Origin of the sequence: Microbispora sp. NPDC046933 (assembly GCF_040644635.1) — a bacterium.
In the GTDB taxonomy this organism is placed as follows: Bacteria; Actinomycetota; Actinomycetes; order Streptosporangiales; family Streptosporangiaceae; genus Microbispora.
In genome coordinates this window covers 147,699-168,175 of the sequence record NZ_JBEYWW010000015.1, presented here as the reverse complement: position 1 = coordinate 168,175, position 20,477 = coordinate 147,699, and the positions used below count along the sequence as shown (strand labels likewise).

Here is a 20,477-nt window from a genome sequence, read left to right as displayed (position 1 = left end):
GCAGTTCGGCAAGCGCACCCGCGCAGTCTGGTGTCCGAGGCGAGGGGTTCGTATTTTGGGGCGGCCTGCGCGGTCTCGGTCAGGACACCGAGCGGAGTGTGGCCGAGGAGCTCTCGGGTGCCGCCGGGGTTGTCTGGTTGCGGTAGGCGGCGGTCAGGGTGCGCAGTTTGAGTCCCATGTGGAGGGTGAGCCGGTCTTCGCCTCGGTTCAGGTCGCATTCGGTGATCGCTTCGATGCGTTTGAGCCGCTGGTAGAGGGTGGCACGGTGTACCTTGAGTTCGCTCGCGGTACGGGCGACGTCGCCCGCGTTGTCGAGGAACGCTTCCAGCGTGGTGACGAGTCCGCGTTGGCCGTCTTCGTGTTCCAGTGTGGCGAGTGCGGGTACCTGTGCGGCGGCGAGCAGATCCTCGGCGGGCATTTTCATCAGGAGCGCATAGGGGCCCAGTTCGTCCCAGCGGGCGATCGGTCCGATGGAGGGGACGAGTTGTGCCGCGCGTACGGCGAGGAAAGCCTGCCGGTAGGACTCAATGATGTCCTCGATCCGGCAGACGGGACCACCGATGCCGAGCACGAGTTGTCCGGCGTGGTGAGTGAGCTGGGCGAATCGTGCGGTGAGGCGGTCGCAGACCGTCTCCATCTCACGACGCGACAGTGGTCGCGGCTGGGCGATCACCAACCAGGCCCGGGACTTGTTGGCGGCTATGAGCGCGGATCCCTGTGCCGTGCAGTACTGGGCGATCGTGTCCTGCGCGTCCTCGACCGCCGCCTCCATGGCCACCGTCTGTGGGGATTCGGTTCCCCGGTGCTGCACGCCGAGCACCTGGAAGTGCATGGCCGTCGCGGGGAACAGTTGCTCGGCACGCAGGTCCTCGACTGCCTGCGAACGGATGGCGGGATCGGTGGCCACCAGCTCCCACAGGATCGCCTCGTGCCGGGCCCTGGTGCGTTCGTGCACGATGAGGTCCCGATACAACACGACACCGGCGCGTTCAGCGGCTTCCTGCGCGCTTTCCTTGTCGTGCTCGGTCAGTGCGGCATCGGGGTCGATGAGCCACAGATAGCCCAGCAGGAGACCGGCGCAGCGGATCGGTACGCACAGCCGCGGCAGGATCCCTTCGTTCGGCACGACCACCGGGCCCGGGCTTGTCCACTGCGCGATGCCCGTGGCGAGGATCTGCTCGCACAGCCGCGGGTCGAGCGAACGGTTGAGTACCGAGGAAACCCGCGCCGTGTCCTCGTCGCCGAAATGGCGGCTCGCCGCGAGCAACCGAATCTGCGGGTCGTCGATCGCCACCGACCGCTGCAGCCGCTCGGCCAGGGTGTCAACGACCTCCTGCAGCTCATCAGCCATGAGCGCTTACCTCCACTGGAACGGGCCAGTGTTCACTCTCCCCCACAACGCCTTCGAGTACAAGCGACATATGTCGTATGCGTCGACGGTCCAGTGCGACAGGCGACGCGTGTGGGGTCGTCTGCGGGCCCGGGAAGAGCTGGGCGGTCACGGCGGCTGACTCAGGCAACCCACGGTGTTCCAATGCGATCCCGGCGAGCTGTTTCCAGGCAGCGCTCGTGTCGACAGTGCTCGTGTCGACAGTGGTCGTGGTTTCACGCGTGGAGATGCGGCGAATGCTTGATGCTGCGTGACCCCGTTCCTACCGACAATGGCGGTGTCATCGTGCGTGGTTGGCGTGGCGCACGTGGGTTTCCCTGAGGGAGTGGGGTTCCATGGCTGCCGATGTCGTGGTGATCGGTTCGGGTGTTGTCGGTGCTTCGGTCGCGCTGGAGCTTGGCAGACGCGGGTGGCGGGTGACGGTCGTCGACAAGGCAGGGGCCGCAGGGCATGGTTCCACGGCCGCCTCAAGTGCGGTGGTGCGGTTCAACTTTTCCACGGTGGCCGGCGTTTCTGCGGCCTGGGAGGCACATTTCGGCTGGCGGTCATGGGCGGAGCACCTCGGTTGTGATGTGGGGCAGTTGGCCAGGTTCGAGCGGTGCGGGCTGGCGATGTTGGATGTCCCTGCCGCGCCACGGTCGATGTATGTGCCGCTGTTCAGGGAGGTCGGTGTCCCGTTCGAGGAGTGGTCGAGTGCGGACTTGCGGGAACGGATACCGGGAATCGATGTCGGTAGGTATTGGCCGCCGAAACGCATTGACGACAACCGGTTCTGGGCGGACGCGGAGTCCTCATTGGGTGCGGTGTACACGCCCGATGCGGGGTTCGTGAATGATCCGGCGCTGGCTGCGCAGAATCTGGCCGCCGCCGCGCGGGTCTATGGTGCCGAGTTCCGATTCCACTCGACCGTGTGCGGTGTCGAGCGGGCCGATGGCCGCGTCACGGCGGTGGTGCTGGGTGATGGGAGCCGGATTCCGTGTGCCGTTGTGGTCAACGCCGCCGGTCCGTGGTCGACGCGGGTCAACGAGCTGGCCGGGGTGGGCGCGGATTTCACGGTGTCGTGTCGGCCCTTGCGCCAGGAGGTCGCGCATGTGGCGGCGCCGCCGGGGTATCGTGCCGGTGATGGTGTCGGGATCTCGGTGGCGGATATGGATCTGGGAACGTATCTGCGTGGCGAGGCCGGTGGGGGTCTGCTGGTCGGTGGCACGGAACCGGAGTGTGATCCGCTGCAGTGGGTGGACGATCCGGACGCGGTCACCACGCAGCCGACCATGGCGGTGTTCGAGGCGCAGGTAACACGTGCCGCTCGGCGACTGCCCGAGTTGACGGTCCCCAACCGGGCCCGTGGGGTCGTGGGGGTCTACGACGTCGCCGACGACTGGACGCCCATCTACGACCGCACCGAGCTCGACGGGTTCTACGTCGCCATGGGCACCAGCGGTAACCAATTCAAAAACGCCCCGGTCGTCGGCAAGTTCCTCACCGCGATCATCGAACAGACCGAGAACGGCACCGACCACGACGCACGACCGGCACGGTACATCGGCGAACACACCGGGCTGGACATCGACCTCTCGGCATTCTCCCGCAAACGCCCCCACAACACGGAAAGCTCGGGCACGGTACTCGGCTGAGGGCCGGCCGCCCCACACGCGTTCGATCGCGGATATGGTCCTCGGTTCCGGTTCGCCACACGGGCCGCCCCCTTCGGTGATCAGAACCTGCGCCCGCTCGCCGAGATTCGGCGCCGGCTGGACACCGATCGGCCGGTGCCCGCCTCCCGATCGGTCATCGGTCCCGCACCGGAGCCGGACGGTGGGCCTGCCGGACGACCCCGGCGCCCGTGTCACGGAGTGGCTCGAGGTGACTCGGTCTTGAGCGTGGGAACGCGATCTTCGAGTACTTCGAGATCAGGCACAACCGCCAACGACGCCGCAGCAGCCTCGGCTAGCCCAGCCCAACAGAGTTCGAGAACACAACCGTCGTGGCAGGAAAATCCATCGAACCGGGGCAGACCATGGTGTCATCCGGTGGTTTGCCCCGCAACGAAGTTTGCCGCGTTCTCGCTGACGGCGGTGAGCGGGAGGGCACCGGGGCCGAGGACGACCTCGTGGAAGGCGCGGACGTCGAATGTGGTCCCGAGTTTCCGCGCGGCGTGTTCGCGCAGTTCCCAGAACTTGAGGAAGCCGAGGCGATAGCCGAGTGCTTGGCCGGGCATATCGGTTGAGTAGCGCAGCGTTTCGGTGTGTATTTGTTGCGGCGATTCCATCGTCGTGGACGCCATGTACGCGGCCGCCTTCTCCAGGGACCAGCCGAACGCGTTGAGCCCGGTGTCAACGACGAGTCGTTGCGCGGTGAGGCGCTGGTGCACGTAGTGGCCGTACCGATCCCATGGGTCGGTGTAGAGGCCCATTTCGATACCGAGTGAGGCGGCGTATTCGGCCCAGCCTTCGGTGTAGGCGCCGAGTAGTCCGGGGGCGAACATGCCGCGGATCGGGTGCAGCGCAGTGTCTTCTTCCTGGCGCGCGAGGTGGAAGTGGTGACCGGGGACGAGCTCGTGGAAGATCAGGGTCGCCGCGTTGATCTGGGACCTGCTGTCGAGCCCGGATCCGTTGTAGCGGTAGCGGCCTAGCGGGTTGGTCGGTCCTGGTTGTTCGTAGTAGCCGTAGGACAGTCCGGCTTCGAGTTCGGGATCGAGGCGTTCGACTGCGTGACGTGCCTTGGGGGTTGCCGAGAACCACTGTCCGACCAGCGGCTCGATGGCGGCGAGGTGGCGCCGATAGGTCGCGGCGACGTCCTCGGCGCAGCGGGCGTGGAATCGTTCGTCTGCCTCGAGGACGCTCCGATAGGCGGCTTCGTCGCCGTCGAACCCGATCTCGGAGCGCAGTTTCGCCATCTTCTCGGTGAGTTCGGCGACTTGGGCTTGCCCGATGTCGTGCACCTGCTCTGGCGAGATGTCGTAGGAGGCATACTGACGCACCAGTCGCCGGTATGCTTGCTCGCCGCCGGGATAGTGGCCGAGTCCGGCCACTGGCGTTGCGGTGTCTCGTGCCGGACCGTCGAGGTAGCGCAGCAGGGAGTCGACCGCGGGCAGTATGTCGTTCATCGCGGCGCGGCGAAGCCCGTCGGTGAGCCTGCCTCGCAGTGCGGGGGAGAGGGGCTCGATGCGCTGCTCGTCCACGGTGAGCCACCGCTGTATCGCGGCGCGCAGGCCAACGACGGCGGAGACAAATCCTGGCAACGCCGCTTGCGGTGTTCCCCAACCACTCTCGGCCTGCGCACGAAGCTTCGCCTCCGCGCCGCGTACCTGTCGAGCGAGATCCCCCGCGAGGGAACGGAAACGCTCGACGTCGGTGTTCGGGTCGGCGAAGGTGATCACGTCGAATGCTTGCGACGCCGTGAAACTGAGCTCGTACAGCTGGTAGGGCGCTACCGGGAAGTGCCACCACCACGACTGGTCGGCGCACGCCCAATGATCGGCGATGAAGTGCAGCAGCGCGGCCGTGTCCCGCTCGTCCCGTTCGAGGGTGGCCTCGCCGATCCCGGCGAGTGCCGCACGCACGGACCGGCCCATCGCGGCCCGTTCTTCCGCTTCGTCGAGCGATCCGCTCGGCAGGTGCTCGACGGGCCGGCCGGTGCGCAGCGCGTAGTGCGGCTCGGTATGCAGGACGTGGTCCCACACTCGGTCGGCGAGGGCTCGGACGGTCGGGGCCATGATCGTCTCCTTGGTCAGGCAGATCGCACAGTTCAGTGGGCCTCAGTGGGCCGCCGTCAGCCGGGCGGGGAGCCGGAAGGACACTGCCGCCACGAGTGCACCTACAGCGCCCGCGCCGAGGAAGACCCAAGTGATGGCGTTCCAGGTAGGCAGCTGGGTGCCCGGAATCAACTCGAGGGCCATGACGGTGGCGGCCAATTGGGCACCGACCGCGTTACCGACCGCACGCAGCACGTAGGCGAGCCCGGTGACGCTCGCGACGCGGTCGGCGGGAAGCGTGAGCGCGATGATGTTGACGCCCTGCGTGAGCCCGGTGCTCACGGCCACGCCGACCAGTCCGGCGCCAACGGCGAGCACGAAAGCGTTGGACCGGCCGCTCACCATGATCAGTCCCGCCACGAGCAGCAGCGCCCCGGAAAGGACCATGACCATGCGCGACCCGATAAGCCGTTCCAATCGGCCGGTCAACGGGGCGGCGATCGCGCCGAGCACACCGAGCGGGAACATGATCAGCCCGGTGACGACCGCGGTCGAACCCAGCCCGTACCCGGTCGCTAACGGTGCGGCCGTGATCACCGGGATAGCGATCATCAGCACCGCTGAGGACACCCCCGCCGCGAACGCGGTCACGTGCACGATCAGCACCGCGGAGCCACCCAGCCGCAGGTCCACCAGGGGGTCGGCGACCCGTCGCTCGACGAGGACGAACACCGCCAGTGCGATGATCGCCGCCGCGCCCAGCCCGAGTACGGGAGCCGAGGTCCACCCTGTCGAGGCGACGAACGTGATGCCCAGCAGGAGCGCGACCACGCCGATGCCGAGCAGGGCGGCGCCGGCCCAATCGACCCTGCCGTGCACCGAAGGCGGATAGGAGGGCATCACGACGACCACGAACACCAGCAGCGGAGCGAGCACGATCAACGCCATCCAGTACAGCCACTGGTACGAGAGCACGGCGAGGAGCGGCCCGGCCAGCAGCACACCGGCCGCATTGGCGACGGCCAATCCTCCGACGAACAGGCCGTTCGTTCGGCGCAACCGCTCGGGTGGTTCGGTGTCGCGGACGATGCCGACGGCAAGCGGCACCAGGCCGACCCCGGCGCCTTGCAAGCCCTGGCCGATCGCGAACACCACGACCGACTGGGCCAGCCCCGCTGTCCCGATCCCCACGAAGACGATCGCGAGGATACCGAGGAAAATGCCTCGCCGGTCACGGACGTCGGCGAGCCTACTGACGACCGGGGTGGCGACCGCGCCGACGAGCGCCATCGCCGAGATGATCCACCCGGCCTGCGCCTGCGTGGCACCGATTCCGCGTTGAATGAGCGGCAGCGCGGGCACGATCATGGCCTCGAGCAAGCCATAGACGAGCACGGCACCGACAAGCAATGCGCTCACCGATCGCGTGCGGCCCTGCGACGCCGGCAGGCCGCTGGCCACAACTTCACTCTTCATCGCGAGCCACCTCGGCTTCGACCAGCTGCTTGAGCGTGGCGAGCTCGGCGTCGAAGCGGCGCCGGTTCGCGGCTCGATAATCGTCCGCGGTCATCCCGCCATCCATTTCGTGTCGGCTGTAGACGTCGTAGCTCACCAGCGTCGAGCCAACCAGCGGGACGAGCTGCCACGCCGCCCACCCTGGATCGTCCGGTGCGCCGGTCAACAGCTTCACGACCTTACGGAAGGGCGGTTCGAGCACCACCGTCTCGACGGTCAGACCGTACTCGACGCCGTCGATCACCTCACGGGCGACCCGGACCTCCCCGACGGCGCCCGGCTCACCGGATTCCCGAACCGGTTTCGCACCCTGTTTCCACCTGTCCGTGTCGAGCAGGAACGGCCAGACCGCTGCCGGTTCCGCGAGAATCTCGACGAAGTTGTGGGTGACTAGGTCGACGATGCGTGAGGGCATGATTACCTCCAGGTAAGGGCGACGCGCGGTGTCGAAGACGTCGAAGCTGGTACACAGCTTGCGATGCGGCCTCGCCGATGAGAACTGGACAAACGTCGTGCAGTTCGGTGCGGCGATCCGACATCTGGCGCAGGTGACGTCTGTCGCGTCCGATGACAGTGAGTCGCAACGCTTGTCTACAGCCGGGAAGCGACGACGAATCCTAAACTGAACGGCACCATTGCGTGGAGCGCGTTCCTTGCCCACGCAGAACCGAGGAGCACGGGTGACGACGGAAACGGCGTACGGAGAGACCAGCGAGCAGACCGTGACGGTCGGAGCGGTGACGTTCACCGATGAGAACCGCTGGCTGCGGGAGAACACACCTGAGACGCTCGCCTGGCAAGAACAGGAGAATGCCGCCACCTCGACTGCGATCCACGGCTGGACGCATTTCGGCGAGATCCGCGACCAACTCGATCGGACCATCGCGGACCAGCCGTCGAACGCGGAGATCTGGGGGACCACGACGCCGCGCCGCATGGGCCGGTTCTGGTTCCGTCTCGCCGCGGTCGCCGCCGACAATCCGACGCTGGGCCTGTGGGTCTCGGAAACCGCGGACGGCCCCCGCACTCTCATCGTCGACCCACGCGACCCCGCGTTCGGTCAGGACACGCAGTTGCTCTGGTACGAACCGACCCCCGACGGATCACGTGTCGTGTTCGCCGCCTATCCGCTGGGAAATGCGATCGGCACGCTGCACGTCGTCAGCACCGAAGATGGCCGGGTGCTGCCCGTCGAGGCGCCGCGACACATAGCCGCGGGCGCGACTCCTGGCTGGCTGCCCGACGGTACCGGGTTCTACACGGCCGACCGGACGGATACCGGCGAGCACCGGATGCGCTTCGTCCCGGTAGCCGCGAGCATCCCCGACGAGGCCGACACCGTGTTCCCCCACGCCCAGCTCCCGCACAACACCTTCACGCTGACCGCGCAGGTGTCCCCGGACGGCGCCCGCGTCATCGCCCTCGCCGGGCAGCACGAGCAGATCGCCTGCCACCTCATGGACCGCGCCACCGGCCAGTGGAGGCCCTTCCTCCCCGTGGACTACCCCGGTGAGTGCCACGGTGTGTGGTACGACGACGACACCTACGTCGCGGTGGTCACCGCCAACGCGCCGCGCGGCAGAGTGGTCGCCATCCCCGTCGCCACCTCCACCGAGGAACGCACCTGGCGCGAACTGGTACCGGAGTCCGAAGCGGTCCTGCGGTGCGTTCGCAAGCTCGGCGACGACCTGGTCGTCTGCGAGATACGGGACATCGCGGTCGAGTTCCGGGTGGTCGCCGCAACCGGCGAGGCAAAGGCATCCATCCCGATGCCCGGTTCCGGTTCCTCGCCCACCGCGATGGCCGCCCGCCGCTTCGAGCGCTCCACCGAGCTGACGTTCACCCACGAGACCTTCCAGCAGGCGTCCGTGGACTACCGCTATCTGCCCGAGACGAACGAGCTCGTCCAGCTGAGCGAGAGCAGCAGGGCATTTCAGGACCTGACCGTCGACCGCGCATTCGCCACCAGCCGGGACGGCACCCGGATACCGTACTTTCTCGTCCACCGGGCCGCTGTCGACCGCACCAAGCCACAGCCGACCTTCATCGAAGCCTACGGAGGCTTCAACCAGGCGCTGATGCCCCACTATCTCGGAAATATCGGGCCGTTCCTCGCGGCGGGCGGCGTGTACGTGCAGGCGAACCTTCGCGGTGGTGCCGAATACGGCAGGGAGTGGTACGAAGCCGGGCGCCTGACCAACAAGCAGAACACCTTCGACGACCTGTTCGCCGTCGCCGACGAACTGATCGCGACCGGCGTCAGCAAACCCGGACAGCTGGCCTTCTACGGCAAGAGCAACGGCGGCATGCTCGCCGGTGTCGCGCTCGTACGGCGGCCGGATCTCTGGGGCGCGGTGGTGGCCGATGTCCCGCTGTTGGACATGCTGGAGTTCCAGAGCCCCGGCAACCCCGCAGCCGTGGAAGCGCGCGGGGCTTTCCTCGAGGACTACGGAGACGTCACGGACCCCGATGACTCCCGTCGTCTCGCCGGCTTTTCCCCGTACCACAACGTTCGCATCGGCATGCGGCACCCAGCAGTGCTGCAGATTTTCGGGGAGCACGACTTCGCCTGCGAGCCGTTCCACGGTCGCGTCTTCACCGCGCGGCTGCGCGCGGCCAGCGCCGCCAACAAGCCACTGCTGCGGGTCAGGAAGGACTACGGACACCTGCCGGCGACGCGAGCGCAGGCCATCGAACACCACGCCGAGATCCTCGCCTTCGTCATGGACCACCTCGGTATGACGCCGGCTGCCACCTAGCTGTGTGAGGCCGTGACGTTGGTGACGCCGGTGCGGAGCCGAGATGCTGGTGGCTGGTTTCCGGCGGAGGTGTGAGGTCGATGGTAGCTCCTGTCTGTCAAGCTGCCGTGGGTGTTGCAGCCTGCTGGTCGGCTGCGAGGTGGCGATAGATGACGGTGGCGAGCCGCCGTTTGAGGCAGCGCATGGCTTCGCGGTGTGCTTTGCCGGCTGCGTGCCCATGGCGACGAAGGCGGCCCAGAAGTAGGGATCGGGGTGACGGCGGCGGAGCGCCAGGCGGGCCTGCCGCAACGCCTCGTCCACGGGCACGCCGTCCTTCAGCCGCCGGTAGAAGAGCTTCATGAAGCGGATGGTGACGGCGTCGGAGACCGGCCAGAGGCTGAGCACGACGCAGCGCACGCCACCCGCCAGGAAGGCGTGAGCCAGGCCGACCACCCCTTCTCCCGCGCGCGTCTCGCCCAGGGCCGTCTGACAGGCCGAGCACACCACGAGGTCGGCTCGGACGCGCAGGTCGGGGATCTCCAGGGCGTGCAGGAACGCGTCGTGCCCGCCGTCGCCCGTCGCGGGCGGGCTGAGCAGGAGCCCGGAGAACATCGAGTCGTTCGCGTCGAGCAGACCGTGGGTGGCGAAGTGGACGTAACGGTAGCGGCCGGCGCGCTCCCGTACGGCCTGCTCGGTGAAGTCGCCGCCCAGAACCGCCTCCGCCCTGTCCCCGAACAACGCGGCTATCGCGTTGACCTCCGTTCTGGTGCCCGGAAGGGCCGTCAGCGAGCGCCGGTACTCGCTCAGCCATTCCCGGAAGCGGGTGGAGCGCACCTTCTCGGACGGCACCGGGTCGCCGTAGCCGATGAACTCGCCCTCGAACGCGCCGCCTCCCGGACGGCGGGTCAGCAGCCGGTGGGCGGTCAGCGAGGTGGCGTACGAAGTGGCGCGGACGTCCACCAGCCGCACGCCGTCCTCCCCGCCCGGCACCGGCAGCAGCTCGAAGGGCAGGTAGTGAAGCGGTCCGTCGCCGACGACGAGCAGGGGGCCCGTCCCGCCGAACACGTGCGGCGGCAGGGGCCCGAGCAGCGCGTGCGCGAGTTCGGCCGCCGCCCGATCCCGGTCGGCCAGGGTCTCGGCCGCCTGGCCGTGGGACCGGTTGGCCGGCCCCACGATCCTGATGACCAGCTCCGCGGTCCGCTCGGCGTCCAGCGTGGTCCGCACCAGGTCCATGGAGCCGTCCGGGCCGAGAGTCCACACGTAGACGGCGCCGTCGATCAGCCGGAACGACAGAACCGTGAGCGAGTGCGCCGCGGCGAGGTCGCGGGCCTCGTCGGCGGGGATCGGCTGGAACGCCTCGACCGGGGCCGGCGCGAGGGCCCGCAGCCGTGCGCGGACGATCTCGAGCCGGTCCGCCAGGCCGGGACCGGCGGTGACGGCCCGCACGAATTCGTCGGCGAACTCCTGCATTCCCTCCCCGGCCTCACCCATGCGCCGGACGGTCGCCTCGACGGGGGTGCTGCGCGCCGCCGCGGCCACCGACAGGCCCGAGACGAGGGAGCGGTACTCCTGCCGCAGCTCCTCCGGCACCGGCACGCCCGTCTCCCCGGCCGTCCCCGGCGCCAGCTGGTCGATGAGACTCCGCGCCCTGCTGCTCTCCGTCATGGCGAAGGCCTCAGCCCACCTGCCCTGCTCGGCGAGCAGGGCCACCAGCATGTCGTACGGCTGCTGTTGCCTCGCGAAGAACAGCTCGCGGAACGCGGGGCTGAACGCGGCGTTCTCCCGCAGCCGTTCGGCGACGGCGACGGCGGCGCGAAGGTCGGCCTCGGCCTCGGCCGTGCGGCCGCCGTGCCATCGCAGACCGGCCCGTTGCGTGAGGGCGTGCAGGAGGACCGAGGACTGCCGCCGCTCGGCCCGCATCATGCCGATCGACTCCTCCAGCAGCCGCTCCGCCTCGGCGGACCCGGAATCCTGGGCGAGGAGCATCATGGCCAGGGAGACCCGCATGGAGATCACCGGCTCGGAGGCCGGCGCGACCCGGTCCCCGTCCCGGATCCCCTCTCTGAGGGTGTCGACGACATCCTGAGCGTGTCCCAGCTGGAGGTGCGCGGCGGCCAGCTTCTCCACCGCGCTGAACCACTCCTGCGGAGTGCCGTCGCGACGCAGGGCGTCGACGCTCTCGCGCATCGCCGCGACAGTGTCGTCCGTGACACTGCCAAGGGTGATGTCGAGGCTGTGCAGAGCGACCCGGGCCATGGCGGTACGCCCCGGCGGGAGGCCGAGCTCGCCGGCCAGCGTCTCCGCCTGCAGAAGCGGCAAGGAGGCGTTCCAGACGTGGCCGCGGGCCAGGCGCAGCGCCCCCATGGACGACAGGCAGACGACCATCTCGTCCGAGCGGGGCGCCACCTCCGACAGGATCCGGTGTTCCTCGTCGAGGTACTCGCCTGCCCGCGCCAGATCGCCCCGCTGGAAGGCGGTGTTGGCCAGGTTGCTCAGGCAGATCGCGACGTCCAGCTCGCCGCCGGGCACCTGACGGGCGATCCCCAGCGCCCGCTCGCCCAGCTCCTGGGCGCGGGCGTAGTCGCCCAGCTCCCGATAGACCGAGGCGAGGTTGTCGGTCGCCACCACACGGCTCCTCCTGGGCGCGGGGTCGCGGTCCTCCAGCTCGACCAGGCGCTCTCCGAAGGCTGCGCTCTCGTCGAGCCGGTGGTCCTCGCGAGCCGAAGCCGCCAGCGCCCGCAGCGCCTTCCCGGTCCCGATCGGGTCTCCGGCCCGCTCGTAGGCGGCCAGAGCCTCCCGCAGCAGCGCCTCACCCCGGTCACGGTCGCCCTTGCCGAGCCATACCTTGCCCATGTTCGCGACCGCCAGGGCGGCGCGTACGGCCTGGTCCGGCCGGCGGGAGAGGATCTCCCACGCCCGGGTGAACCGCTGGAGCGCTCCGTCGAGATCGTCGAGACCGATCGACGCGATCCCCGACCACAGGGACAGGACTCCGGCGGCCCTGCTGTGCGGCGCGGTCAGGTCGAGGCTCCGTACGAGGCCGTCCAGCGTGCGCAGGGCGTCTTCCGGCGGCTGACGCTCACAGCTCAGTTCAGCGAACCGCTCCACCGCGTCGGCCGTCTCCGGCAGGTCCGGGCTGCCGGTCAGCATCCGCGGCAGCATCCTGATCAGATAGGGGATCGCCTCGCCGGTCCTGCCCGACCTGTCCAGGGCCTGGTAGAGGTAGTCGTAGGAGGCCAGCAGGTACGGCGTCGCCGGGGCGAAACGTTCCATCAGGTCGACGGCGCGCCGGGCCGGTCCCACGGCGGCGGCCGGGTCGCCCCTGCCCAGCAGCAGGGCGGCCAGGTTGCACAGCAGGGGCGCGACGGCCGGATTGTCGGGATCGGCTTCGCTCTCGACGTCGATGGCGGACTTCAGGTGCTGTTCGGCCTCCTCCAGCCGTCCCGCCGCCTGCAGCACCAGCGCCCGGCCGTTGAGCGCCCCCGCCAGCACCGAGCGCCCTCGCGCCGCCTCGGCCTGCTCGACCGCCCTGGCGGACGCCTCCAGCGCGCCGTCCAGATCGCCCATGGTCCTGAGCACGCGCGCGAGCCGCGTCCACAGGAGAGCCGGCAGCTCACCGGGACCGTCCACCAGCGCCAGCGCGCGGCGATAGCGCTCAAGCGCCTTCCGCGGCCGTCCCTTCGCCACCAGCTCGTCGCCCGCCGTCATCAGCCTCGCGGCCTTGTCCCGATCCCCGCCCACGGCGAACCCGCCCTTTCAACGCGAGCACTGTTCCGGTCACCGCCGCGGCCCCCAGTCCGGCCACCGGAGCCCAGAATCCGGCGCCCGTCCAGGCCAGGCAGGCCCACACCGCCGTACCCGCCGCCAGGCCGGTGACGAGGCGGTACGTAACGGGCAGTCGCCGGTCGTACCATCGCGTCGCCACGAGGGGCGCGGCGACGACGACCGCGAACAGCGTGAGAACCAGCGGCAGTCGTGCGGCGACCGGAGGCCTGGCGTCCACCCCGAAGGTGGTCAGCGCGCCGATGACGGCCAGCAGCGCGGCGACCAGAGCCGCCTGGACGGTGTTGACGCGCTGCTGCCGGGCCAGCAGCGTGCTCTGGTGCAGGGTGAGCCACCCGCGCGCGCTCCGCAGGCGCGCCTCGGCCCGCACCTGGGCCGTCTCCACGTGCTCCAACGTCTGCCCGGTCTGCAGCAGGAGCAGGTCGGCCTCGGCCGCGTCCGCGCCGAACACGCCCTCACCAGCCGGAAACAGGCGCCTCTGGTCCATGTTGTAGCGCAGCGACGTCACCACCCGCCGCAGGTCGCGCAGCCCGGTGGCGAGCCCGACCATGGACATCAGCTCGGCCGACGCCTCCGTCAGCGTGCTTTCCGCGCCGTCCAGTGACGAGATCTCGGATCCGATCGCCAGCCGTGCGCCGCGCGTCTCGACGGCGTCCCTGGCCCGCCACAGCTCCTCCTGTAACCGCTCCCGCTCGGCGCGCTGCTCGCGCAGCAGTACGGTGTTGAGCCAGTGGTGGGCCAACGGGGAGACGTGAGGCGGGCGCCACACGAGGCGGTCGAGCGCAGGCAGCCGGTCCGCGGCCGCGAGCACGGCCAGGACGCGCGGGCCCGTGGGGGACTCCCACTCCCAGCGGGCCGCCCCGTCCATGGGGTACGGGTCGCGCCAGCAGTCGAGTCCCGCCGCGAGAAGCGTCCGGCGCACGGCCGTCCCGTCCGGGGTGCCGCCCGCCCAGAAGAACAGGCACTCAGGCATGCCCTCCGGGACCGCTGATCGCCAGAGCCGGTACAGATCCGCCCATGTGTCCAGGCCGTGCGCGCCTTCCGAGCGGCCGAGCGCCAGGCCGACGCCCGTCGCCGCCGGATGGCGGATCACCATCGCCTCGGCGACCTCTCCCAGGGCCGGCCGGGTCCTGGCCGCCGCGATGCCCACCGTCCCAGCCGCGCCCGCGGGCTACCACTCCATGGGCACGTCGCGCAGCAACGGCTCGGTCATGCCCAGCCGGTCGCCGCAGGCCTTCCACACCGGCCGCAAGGGGTCGCCGTCGCCGGTGACGAAGACGAAACCGGCGAGAGCCGGTTGGAGCGCCTTCACCGTGCGGTACGCGATCGATCGGTCAGCCGCCGGATCTCCACCACGAGGTGGCGCACCTCGTCGGGAGCCTCCTTCGGCCCGGCGGCGTCCGGCTCGCGGTAGGGCGCGAGCCTGGGCGGCGCCGCCTCCTCCAGTGCGGCCACGGCCTCGTCCCCGCCGGCCAGCGCATCCGAGAGACGCCGCAGCGCCTGTACGACCGCGGCCCACTCCTCGTCATCGAGTTTCCAGTCGCGGATCAGGGTCACCACTTGATCCGCATCGTCGAGCGTCTCACCCAGCAACGCGGTCACCTCCGTCCTGGCCGTCCACGCCAGGCAGACGCCAATGTATCTTCAATACAATCATTCGGCCCGATCCGGTAGTCAATTCACGCTCCTGGGCAATCCCAGGGAGCGCCGCCGGTAAGGACGAGGAGAAGATTTGGAGAGGCGATAATTCGTCCGCCTGATGCCATCCTCGACGGCGCCCTCACCTCGGCCGCCCACGTCGCCGGCCGGAAACCGCGCTGTTCGGGCAGGCCCAAACCCCATGGGTAAAGGTCCGGCTCCTCGCCGACCTCACCGGCTTCCGGAGGCCATGCGGGCAGAGAAGCCAGCAGTGACCGGGGATTTCCGCATATCTGGAGGAATGTACCGCCTGGTGCTTCCATTCCAGGATCAGACGATTCGCCCAATTAGATGGGAAACCGAGCTCGGGGAGCACGATTGTCGTCCTACGAAACCTCGCGTCCCCTTTCGGGGCCGGATCTTCCGCGCCGCCTGCGAACGCTCCCCGCGACCGGCGGCGTCATTGGCAGAACGCGAGCTTGCCGGCGAGCCCTGACGCCCGCGGGAGCGGCAGGAGGGAAGTGTCCGCCCATCCGTTCTCAGGTCCGGGTGGGGGACTCGCTCAGGCCTTCCTCGGGTTCGGGGTCCTTCGGGGATCACGGGGGTCGACGTACGGCTCCGCGGGGGACTCGCCCTCGGCGATCCTGCGACCGCGCTGGAGCTCGGCGTCGAGTTCGGCGCCGCTGAGGATGACGATGTTCGACAGCCACAGCCAGACGAGGAAGACGACCACGGCCGCGAGCGTGCCGTACGTCTTGTTGTAGGAGCCGCACCGCGCGACGTACAGCCCGAAGCCGGCGGACACCACGACCCAGGCCACGACGGCGAACAGGCTGCCGGGGCTGAGCCACCGCACGCCGGGCTGGCGGACGTTGGGCGCGGCGTAGTAGAGCAGGGTGATCATGCCGGCCGCGAGCAGCACGAGGACCGGCCACTTCACGACGCCCCAGACCGTCACCGCGGCGGGCCCGAGGCCGAGCAGGTTCCCCGCGATCTCGGCGAGGCGGCCGGTGAAGGTGACGGCGAGCACGGAGGCCGCCATCAGGATCACCAGCAGGAGCGTCAGCCCCACCCGGAGCGGGGTCACCTTCCAGAACGGACGGCCCTCCCGGATGTCGAAGATCGCGTTGGTCGCCCGGATGAACGCCCCCATGTAGCCGGAGGCCGCCCACAGCGCGAGCAGCAGACCCGTGATCGCGAACACCCCGGCGGTGCCCTGGTGCCGCTGGACGTTGGCGAGGCCGGTCTGCAGCATCTGCTGGACCGGCCCCGGCGTCAGCGACTTGATGTTCCCGAGCAGCGGGTCGGTGGCGCTCTGCCCCAGCAGGCCGAGGATCGACACCAGCACGATGAGCCCGGGGAAGATCGAGAGGACGGCGTAGTACGTCAGCGAGGCCGCCCAGTCGGGGACGTTGTCCTCCTTGAACTCCTTGGCCGTGCGCTTGACGACTCCGATCCAGTCGCGGCGCGACAGCCTCTTGAGCGGCCCCTGCTCGTCCTCGGGGTCGGTCATCGGTGGGCGAACCTCCGCATGAGCGTGCGACGTGACTGCGGGAACATCCGGCCGAACACGCGGGTCCGTCCGAACGTGCCGCGCATGCTCATTCCGCCGAACATGCCCTTCCGGCCGAACACGCGCGTCCCGCCGAACATCCGGGCTCCGCCGAACGCGCCCTTGCCGCCGACCGGGCCCATGCCGCCGAACCTGCTCTTGGCGCCGAACATCCGGGCTCCGCCGCGCGGCTTGCCGATCGTGCCGGAGACACCGAACATCCCCCGGCCCATGCGGGCTCCGCCGAAGCCGCGGATCCTCGGCATGCCGGCCCTGCCGGAGATGCCCGGCTTCTGGAACATGCCGGACACGCCGGGCCTCGTCGTACGGCCCTGGCTCCGGGCGATCCGGCGGAGCAGCAGCAGCGCGGTGCCCGCGGCTCCGGCGGCGGCGATCAGGCCGGGACGACGCTTCGCCTGCTCGCCGACCCTGCCGGCGGCTCCCCGCAGCGGCTCCGGCGTGGCCTCCCGTACGCGCCCCGTCACGCCGGCCACCCTGGCCCGCGCGGCCGCGGTGGTCGCGTGCACGCGTTCCTGCGCCCGCGCCTTCACGTCGGCCTTCGCGGCCAGCGCCTCGATCGTGTCGCCGAGGTCGTCTCGGGTCCGCTCGATCTCCTGGCGGACCTCGGCGATCTCGTCGTGTCCCTTCTCCTCGTGTTCGCGTCTGGTCTCGGTGTCCCGGGCCGCGGCGACGGGCTCGGGACCGGGCCGCGACTGCCGTACGGCGTTCAGCGACTCCGTATCCGTGACCGGCTCGGACGCGTTCTGTCTGTGCACACCCACGGTCCCGGCGTTCGGCCGGCCCGCTCCGGAATCGGTCTCGGTCATCTGCGCGCACTCTCCTTCATGACGTCGATGTCCGCTTTGAGGCTGCGCATCGCCTCGTCGGGAGTGGGCGGCGTCGCACGGGACACCTGCTCCTTGCCCACCAGGGCGATCAGCCCGGCGAGCGCCAGCAGCGCGGCGCCTATGATCAGGGCGCTGGCCCAGGCGGGCAGCACCAGCGCGAGCGCCAGGATCGCCGTGGCCACGAGGGCTCCTCCGCCATAGAACGCGATGAGACCCGCGGCGCCGAGCAGGCCCGCGCCCATGCCCGCGCGTTTGCCCTTGCGAGTCATTTCCAGCCGCGCCAGCCGCAGTTCGTCGCGGATCAGCCGGGAGACGTCCTCGGACAGCCGGCGGACGAGTTCGCCGGTGGACAGCGACTCCTTCTGGATGGTCATGGCCTGCCTCCCTTCCAGGGTTGGGAAGCGCCTACCCGCAGCCGAGAGCCCTAACCACGAGCCTCCGCGGGGTGAACGGCCAGGCCGTTACATATGAAAGTTTCAGTTATGAAATAGCTTCACATCTGTCGGACACGGGCAAAAGGCCAGCAAGGGGCCCCGGCTCACCGCCTGGCGGGGCCACCGCGTGAGGCGCCGGCAACCCGTGATTGACATACCGGGGGCCCAATCCACAATCCTGATGTGGGAGCGCTCCCATCGTATCGGTTCAGATCCACCCTTGCCCGCATCGGCCACGAAATCCGCCACCTGGCATTTCTTCACCCGATGCTCCCACCCCCAATCCCTTTGGAGACCCTCCACAAATGCGAACGAGAGCTCTGAGTACGGGAGCGCTCCCACGATCGCGGAGACGGATCGCCCTCCTGGCGGCCGCCGCCGTGTCCGGCGGCCTCCTCGTCGGGCTGGCGCAGACCCCCGCGTCCGCGGCAGTGGCCTGCGACGTGAAGTACGCGGCGAACTCCTGGCCCGGCGGATTCACAGCCAGCATCGACGTCAAGAACCTTGGCGACCCGATCAGCAGCTGGACCCTCAAGTTCAGCTTCCCCAACGGCCAGACCATCCAGCAGGGCTGGTCGGCCAACTGGAGCCAGAGCGGCGCGAACGTCACGGCCACGAGCATGTCGTGGAACGGCAGCCTCGGCACGGGCGCGTCGACCAACATCGGGTTCAACGGGTCGTGGAACGGCAGCAACAACGCGCCCACCTCGTTCTCCGTGAACGGGGTGACCTGTGGGGCGGCTCCGAGCCAGAGCCCCTCCGCGAGCCCGTCCGCGTCGCCCTCCGCCAGCCCGTCGGCCTCCCCGTCGGCCTCGCCTTCGGCGTCCCCCTCCGCCTCGCCTTCGGCGTCGCCCTCCGCGTCGCCGTCGACGAGCCCCTCGCCGGGGAACAACCAGTACATCAACAACTTCATGACGATGTACAACAAGATCCACGACCCGGCCAACGGGTACTTCTCGCCCCAGGGCGTGCCGTACCACTCGGTCGAGACGCTGCTCGTGGAGGCTCCCGACCAGGGCCACGAGACGACGTCCGAGGCGTTCAGCTACTACCTGTGGCTGGAGGCGATGTACGGCAAGATCACCGGTGACTGGACGAAGTTCAACACTGCGTGGCAGACGATGGAGAAGTACATCATCCCGTCGCACGCCGACCAGCCCACGAACGACAAGTACGACGCCAGCAAGCCGGCGACGTACGCGGGTGAGTGGAACGACATCAGCCAGTACCCGTCCAAGCTCGACAACAGCGTCAGCGTCGGCAGCGACCCGATCGCGGGCGAGCTGAAGAGCGCCTACGGCACCTCCGACATCTACGGCATGCACTGGCTGCTGGACGTCGACAACACCTACGGCTACGGCCGCTGCGGCGACGGCACCACCAAGCCGGCGTACATCAACACCTACCAGCGCGGGCCCGAGGAGTCGGTCTTCGAGACCATCCCGCAGCCGTCGTGCGACACCTTCGCCTTCGGCGGCAAGAACGGGTACCTCGACCTGTTCACCGGTGACAGCAACTACGCCAAGCAGTGGAAGTACACCAACGCGCCGGACGCCGACGCCCGCGCCGTCCAGGCCGCCTACTGGGCGCTGACCTGGGCGACCGAGCAGGGCAAGCAGTCGCAGATCTCCTCCACGGTCGCCAACGCGGCGAAGATGGGCGACTACCTGCGCTACGCGATGTACGACAAGTACTTCAAGCAGCCGAACTGCTCCAGCACCTCCTGCCCGGCGGGCACCGGCAAGAACGCGTCGAACTACCTGCTGTCGTGGTACTACGCCTGGGGCGGCGCGACCGACACGTCGGCCGGCTGGGCCTGGCGCATCGGCTCCAGCCACAACCACGGCGGCTACCAGAACCCGATGGCGGCCTGGGCGCTGTCGAACGTGAACGCGCTGAAGCCCAAGGGCACGACCGCCGTCACCGACTGGTCGACCAGCCTCACCCGGCAGATCCAGTTCTACAAGTGGCTGCAGTCGGACGAGGGCGGCATCGCCGGCGGCGCGACCAACAGCTGGGAGGGCCACTACGCCAACCCGCCGGCCGGTCTGCCGAAGTTCTTCGGCATGGCCTACGACTGGCAGCCGGTCTACCACGACCCGCCGTCCAACCAGTGGTTCGGCTTCCAGGCGTGGTCCATGGAGCGCGTGGCGGAGTACTACTACGCCACGGGCAACGCCGACGCCAAGTCGGTGCTCGACAAGTGGGTCACCTGGGCGCTGTCCGGCACCCGGGTGAACGCCGACGGCACCTTCGAGATCCCGTCGACGCTGCGGTGGACCGGCCAGCCCGAGTCCAGCTTCAGCGGCCCCGGCATGCCCGGCCCCAACCCCAACCTGCACGTGACCATCCAGGACTACACCAACGACATCGGCGTGGCCGGTTCGTACGCCAAGGCGCTGATGTTCTACGCGGCGAAGGCGAACCACGCCCAGGCCAAGAGCACGGCCAAGGCCCTGCTCGACGGCATCTGGAAGAACAACCAGGACGCCAAGGGCGTGTCGGTGGCGGAGACCCGCGCCGACTACAACCGCCTCGACGACCCGGTCTACGTCCCGTCCGGCTGGACCGGCAAGATGCCGAACGGCGACCCGATCAACAGCAACTCGACCTTCATCTCCATCCGGTCCTGGTACAAGAACGACCCGGACTGGCCGAAGGTCCAGTCGTACCTGAACGGTGGATCGGCTCCGGTCTTCCGCTACCACCGCTTCTGGGCGCAGACCGACGTGGCGACCGCGCTCGGACAGTACGGCCTGCTCTTCCCCAACGGCTGAGCGGTCCCGTAAGCCGGGGTGCGGTGTCGCCTGACCCTTCACCGCACCCCAAGTAAGCCGGGGCGGGGGGGGGGCGGGCCCCCCCCCCCCCCCCCCCCCCCCCCCCAC

Annotated in this window: 12 protein-coding genes and 1 pseudogene; 3 read left to right on the top strand and 10 right to left on the bottom strand. The window is 69.3% G+C overall.

Annotated elements, in window-relative coordinates; translation table 11 throughout:
* Nucleotides 1-79: 79 nt before the first annotated feature.
* Nucleotides 80-1,351: a helix-turn-helix domain-containing protein gene (locus tag ABZ857_RS21555; RefSeq protein ID WP_357045485.1), complete on the bottom strand. Its 1,272-nt coding sequence runs from the start codon at nucleotides 1,349-1,351 to the stop codon at nucleotides 80-82.
* Nucleotides 1,352-1,725: 374 nt separating this feature from the next.
* Here ABZ857_RS21555 and ABZ857_RS21550 point away from each other — a divergent pair, with 374 nt between their 5' ends.
* Nucleotides 1,726-3,024 carry an FAD-dependent oxidoreductase gene (locus ABZ857_RS21550; RefSeq protein ID WP_357045483.1) on the top strand — a complete coding sequence of 433 codons (1,299 nt, stop codon included), beginning with the start codon at nucleotides 1,726-1,728 and terminating at the stop codon, nucleotides 3,022-3,024.
* A gap of 389 nt (nucleotides 3,025-3,413) precedes the next feature.
* Here the strand turns inward: ABZ857_RS21550 and ABZ857_RS21545 are convergent, their stop codons facing one another.
* A complete protein-coding gene (locus ABZ857_RS21545) occupies nucleotides 3,414-5,105 on the bottom strand; it encodes a DUF885 domain-containing protein (protein ID WP_357045481.1) in 1,692 nt (563 codons plus the stop codon).
* 42 nt (nucleotides 5,106-5,147) lie between these two features.
* Complete coding sequence (locus ABZ857_RS21540) at nucleotides 5,148-6,560, bottom strand: MFS transporter (protein ID WP_357045479.1); 1,413 nt, start codon at nucleotides 6,558-6,560, stop codon at nucleotides 5,148-5,150.
* Between the two features lie 719 nt (nucleotides 6,561-7,279).
* Here ABZ857_RS21540 and ABZ857_RS21535 point away from each other — a divergent pair.
* Nucleotides 7,280-9,358, top strand: coding sequence for a prolyl oligopeptidase family serine peptidase (locus ABZ857_RS21535; protein ID WP_357045556.1), 2,079 nt, complete (start codon nucleotides 7,280-7,282; stop codon nucleotides 9,356-9,358).
* Nucleotides 9,359-9,583: 225 nt separating this feature from the next.
* On the opposite strand, the pseudogene ABZ857_RS21530 reads toward ABZ857_RS21535, so the two are convergent.
* The 7 genes and pseudogenes from ABZ857_RS21530 to ABZ857_RS21500 all read right to left on the bottom strand — a co-directional run.
* Nucleotides 9,584-13,045, bottom strand: a pseudogene (locus ABZ857_RS21530) (CHAT domain-containing tetratricopeptide repeat protein); the annotation flags it as partial.
* The gene (locus tag ABZ857_RS21525) at nucleotides 12,993-14,270 is read right to left on the bottom strand and encodes a CATRA conflict system CASPASE/TPR repeat-associated protein (RefSeq protein ID WP_357045477.1); all 1,278 of its coding nucleotides are present in this window, start codon (nucleotides 14,268-14,270) and stop codon (nucleotides 12,993-12,995) included. The gene ABZ857_RS21525 and the pseudogene ABZ857_RS21530, both read right to left, overlap by 53 nt.
* Nucleotides 14,271-14,291: 21 nt before the next feature.
* Nucleotides 14,292-14,432, bottom strand: a complete 141-nt coding sequence (locus ABZ857_RS21520; protein ID WP_357045475.1) for a hypothetical protein — start codon at nucleotides 14,430-14,432, stop codon at nucleotides 14,292-14,294.
* Nucleotides 14,429-14,722: a CATRA system-associated protein gene (locus ABZ857_RS21515; protein ID WP_357045472.1), complete on the bottom strand. Its 294-nt coding sequence runs from the start codon at nucleotides 14,720-14,722 to the stop codon at nucleotides 14,429-14,431. The genes ABZ857_RS21520 and ABZ857_RS21515 overlap by 4 nt, the downstream gene beginning before the upstream one ends.
* Nucleotides 14,723-15,320: 598 nt before the next feature.
* Entirely contained in the window at nucleotides 15,321-16,271 is a 951-nt protein-coding gene (locus ABZ857_RS21510) for a YihY/virulence factor BrkB family protein (protein WP_357045470.1), read from the bottom strand.
* Nucleotides 16,268-17,137 (bottom strand): DUF3618 domain-containing protein, encoded by an 870-nt coding sequence (locus tag ABZ857_RS21505; protein ID WP_357045468.1) that lies wholly within the window; start codon nucleotides 17,135-17,137, stop codon nucleotides 16,268-16,270. Before ABZ857_RS21505 ends, ABZ857_RS21510 begins: the two co-directional genes overlap by 4 nt.
* Nucleotides 17,134-17,532, bottom strand: a complete 399-nt coding sequence (locus ABZ857_RS21500) for a phage holin family protein (protein WP_357045466.1) — start codon at nucleotides 17,530-17,532, stop codon at nucleotides 17,134-17,136. Before ABZ857_RS21500 ends, ABZ857_RS21505 begins: the two co-directional genes overlap by 4 nt.
* A gap of 365 nt (nucleotides 17,533-17,897) precedes the next feature.
* On the opposite strand from ABZ857_RS21500, the gene ABZ857_RS21495 reads away from it, so the two are divergent.
* Nucleotides 17,898-20,369 (top strand): glycoside hydrolase family 48 protein, encoded by a 2,472-nt coding sequence (locus ABZ857_RS21495; protein ID WP_357045464.1) that lies wholly within the window; start codon nucleotides 17,898-17,900, stop codon nucleotides 20,367-20,369.
* Nucleotides 20,370-20,477 lie beyond the last annotated feature (108 nt).